We start from the raw sequence: 3,368 nt of genomic DNA on the forward strand, positions 1-3,368 counted from the left end.
CATCCCTGCCATAATCCAAAGGAAATCACCGGCTAACAATCGAGAAGTAAAGTGAGGATTGAGATTTTTGAAGCTCTGCCAGGAAATCAGCATGAGCATCATCTGGATCACGCATGATCCGATATCGCCTTCCAGCAACCGGTCGCGGTTCTTTGAGATCACCGAATGGTCCCAGGCCCCGTCATCGACGCCGATGCCGACCAACCAGCGCCAAGTCCCGCCCCAACGCCGCCAGCGCCTCATTCACAATCGCCCGGATGCGGCGCCACGGATGGTCGCACCGCAGGCGAGCCTCACTGTCAACATAACTGGACAGTTCGCCAAACCGTTCGTCTCTGACGCCCATGCCCTTTCTCCGAATCTCCGCCGACACTGAATCACGCTCACAGCCTCGCTGCGAGCCACTTTTTCAACAGCCTGTAACGGGCCCTCGATAGCTCAATCCCTTTGTGCGTCGCCCAGGTGCCGGGGTCTTGCTTCTGCATGGGGTCGGTGCGCGCCACCTGATGGAGTGTGAAGAGGATAAACCGACCAATTTAGTGACGCGCGATCGCGATGCCACGCAGGCTGTTGCGGTCTGACCTTATCCCATCGTCCCCGCAACGGGACCTCGCTTTGGAGGGCTTGGTGTCGTGACCCGCCCGAATAAGGTTGTTCTCCCCTTTCTCAGGTGGCTGCCGTCATCGTCCTGGCCGTCGCATTGAAGACAGTTCCATCGGCGAGCATGCAGCGCAGGATCACCGCAAGCTCGCGCCAGCGCCACCTTGGCCTTCTTCATCCCGGCCCGCTAGGCGGGCCCAGTTTCTCAGCTCCGTGCAGTCCTTGAGCGGCTTCACCGGCATGATATGGGCGGACTCATAGAGCGCTTGCGCACTGCGGCATTCCCGATCTTGCTGATGCGGCCGCTATAGTCGGTTCCGGAAATTGACACTTCTTCGGCGTCAGGCCGAAATGCGCCCCCGCCCGCTTCAAGGAGCGAAAGCGCCCGGGGGTCGTCGATCGCACGGCATAAGTGAGCGCCATGATCGGACCGATTCCCTGCGTCGACAGTAACCGCCTGGCCCTGGCATCAAGGCGCACCCGCGCGCGAACCCTCTTTCTCGAGAGCCTGGAACTTGCGCAGTAGCACGGCGTGCACAGAAAGCAGCACTGTGGCCACCGTCTTCAGGTTCGGATGGCTAGCCTGTAGCGCGGCGATTATGGAGAACGGTCGACGGCGATTACGATGGCCTGGGGGGCGGAGCGAGTGGTGTGATTTGGGTATCACCGGATCGGCTGTCTGGCAACTGGCCAACGACTATCGGAGTTGTAATTGTCGCTGGGGCAGCGTGACGGGCGGGAGGCGCCCGCGGATCTGCGGCGAGCAAATTCGTCAGCGGCATTCAATGACCCTTCTGGACCATATCGGTGGTTGTGGAAAACAGGACGCGGCGACCGGCATCGATGAGGGCCGATGGCGGCAATCACGTGCGTCTTGCCGGTGCCCCTCTGACCAAAAATGAGGATGTTGCCGCCGCTTTCGATCCAGCCTTCGCTCGTAGCCAGGGAAAGCAAATGGGGCTTTCGGATTCCGGAAGGGAAGTCGAAATCGGAAGTGGCGAAGGTCATGCAGGCAGGCAAGCCGGACTGTTCGCGATGGCTCGCTGGTGCGTCGAGAGGCGCGCTCGGCCATCGCGATCTCGAGCAGACAGGCGAGAAGGTTGGCCGCGGGCCAGCCATCGCGATCAGCAGTGTCGGTGAGATGCTTCCAGTTGCAGCTGATGCTGGGCAGGCGCAGTGCCGATAGCAGGGTGGGCAGCACGGCGGCGACCTGATCCTTGGTCCTACTCATCACAGCACCTGTGCGTTGGCTAGCAAATGGTTGTACCCGGCGAAATCGGGCGGCGGGATGGTGACGTCGACACGGCTTCTGACCGTGGACAGGAACTCGCTCCTCAACTTGGCGACATTGGGGAGTTTGCCTCTATCGAGCGCGGCCTCGATACGCAGGGCCAGAGCATCGACGCAGTAGCCTTGGCGGCAATATCGAGGAGAGCGCCATGTCGCGGCAGGCCTGCCGGGCATCGAGAGGGCGCCGAATTCCGCCATCTGGACCCAGATCGCGGCGTCGATCTGCGGGGCTGGCGAACCAGAAAGTCGTGCGCGGTGAAGAATCGGTGCCGATCAGTGGTTTCACTCTTGTTGGAGGGGCATGACGGACAGGTACAATATCGAATGAGGAATGTTAATAACTGTCGCAAAAGAGTTAAATGAAGGAACAAAATTGTTACAAAACTTCTCTTTAACTATCCGGTCATTGTGAGAATATCGTCGCCACGAGAAGCATCATTCAGGAGCAGAGTAAGCAACTATGAGCGAGGACATAGCTAGGCCTGTTTCATCACAGGAGCTCGAATCATACTTCAGCGAAGATTACATACATTTTGGATGCGTGATAAACCCGCCGGATGCGTCTGACAGACAGGCGGGGTTAGTTTGGGACCTTCTTTCTCTTGCACAAGGCAGCGCGGTTCTTGAACTTGGGTGTGGCTATGGGCGGATTGCCAATCGATTGTCGGAAAAAGGAGCGCAGGTAGTCGGACTTGATATCTCGCCGATCTTGCTAAAAAAAGCCGAGTCGGATGCGGCTGAACGCGGAATAAATGTCGAGTATGTTCTCGGCGACATGCGTTCACTTCCCTGGAGAGATCGATTCGACGCTGCTTTTCTGTGGTACACTACCTTTGGCTATTTCGACGACGCGGATAACGAGAGAGTTCTTCGTGAAGCCGCCTCTTCCCTTCGAAAGGGCGGGTGTTTGCTAATCGACAACCATAGTCGCATCGTGTCCCTACGCCACAAGTTTCCCATATGTGACGTTGCCCGGCTTAATGACGATCTGCGGATCGATATATATAGCAACGACGTGCTAAGCGATCGTGAGAACCTCGAAAGGATTATCATTCGCGATGGACACATTAGGCGAACCCACCTGTCCTACAGACAGTATGGGTTTTCTGAATACGTTCGCATGTTGCGAAGTGCTGGGTTCAAGTCTGTTGAAGCATATGGCAAAGAAGGTGAAGCGTTTACATCCGACAGCTCACGCCTCTTAGTTGTCGCGTACAAATAGGATCGGCCGTATAGCTTCGCCTGAACGGCCTGTCCGAAATACAGTGATTTTCCAAGGATTCGTTGGCCAGAAGGCGAAATCATCGTGGAAGCTGTATCTTAAAGGATGCCGGTAGAACTAATGGTCTTTTGATGAGCGCTTGCCAATGTTGCGGCTTCTAAGAAAGGAAAAATAGGAGAGCTGCTATGCCCACATTTGGTCAACAGGAACGCGTTCCTGCATTTAGTCAACAGGAATACCGCGAGCGGACTGCTCG

At 56.8% G+C, this 3,368-nt stretch carries 4 protein-coding genes and 1 pseudogene; 1 reads left to right on the plus strand and 4 read right to left on the minus strand.

Going from position 1 to position 3,368, the window contains the following annotated elements:
- The 4 genes and pseudogenes from RFM52_RS32630 to RFM52_RS32640 form a co-directional block, all read right to left on the minus strand.
- Nucleotides 1–346, minus strand: a pseudogene (locus RFM52_RS32630) (hypothetical protein); the annotation flags it as partial.
- Between the two features lie 509 nt (nucleotides 347–855).
- Nucleotides 856–1,080, minus strand: a complete 225-nt coding sequence (locus RFM52_RS32945; RefSeq protein ID WP_430699290.1) for a transposase — start codon at nucleotides 1,078–1,080, stop codon at nucleotides 856–858.
- A 183-nt stretch (nucleotides 1,081–1,263) separates the two neighbouring features.
- Nucleotides 1,264–1,719 carry an ATP-binding protein gene (locus tag RFM52_RS32635; RefSeq protein ID WP_320327901.1) on the minus strand — a complete coding sequence of 152 codons (456 nt, stop codon included), beginning with the start codon at nucleotides 1,717–1,719 and terminating at the stop codon, nucleotides 1,264–1,266.
- Nucleotides 1,720–1,830: 111 nt separating this feature from the next.
- Nucleotides 1,831–2,088: a hypothetical protein gene (locus RFM52_RS32640; protein ID WP_320297899.1), complete on the minus strand. Its 258-nt coding sequence runs from the start codon at nucleotides 2,086–2,088 to the stop codon at nucleotides 1,831–1,833.
- A gap of 262 nt (nucleotides 2,089–2,350) precedes the next feature.
- Here RFM52_RS32640 and RFM52_RS32645 point away from each other — a divergent pair, with 262 nt between their 5' ends.
- Nucleotides 2,351–3,112 carry a class I SAM-dependent methyltransferase gene (locus tag RFM52_RS32645; protein WP_320297898.1) on the plus strand — a complete coding sequence of 254 codons (762 nt, stop codon included), beginning with the start codon at nucleotides 2,351–2,353 and terminating at the stop codon, nucleotides 3,110–3,112.
- Nucleotides 3,113–3,368: the final 256 nt, after the last annotated feature.

Source organism: Mesorhizobium humile (assembly GCF_033977215.1).
Lineage (GTDB): Bacteria > Pseudomonadota > Alphaproteobacteria > Rhizobiales > Rhizobiaceae > Mesorhizobium > Mesorhizobium humile.

Bases quoted from the DNA above. Each gene is read 5' to 3' on its own strand.
- RFM52_RS32635 (WP_320327901.1), bottom strand. From the start codon at position 1,719: ATGGCTGGCCCGCGGCCAACCTTCTCGCCTGTCTGCTCGAGATCGCGA.
- RFM52_RS32640 (WP_320297899.1), bottom strand. From the start codon at position 2,088: ATGGCGGAATTCGGCGCCCTCTCGATGCCCGGCAGGCCTGCCGCGACA.
- RFM52_RS32645 (WP_320297898.1), top strand. From the start codon at position 2,351: ATGAGCGAGGACATAGCTAGGCCTGTTTCATCACAGGAGCTCGAATCA.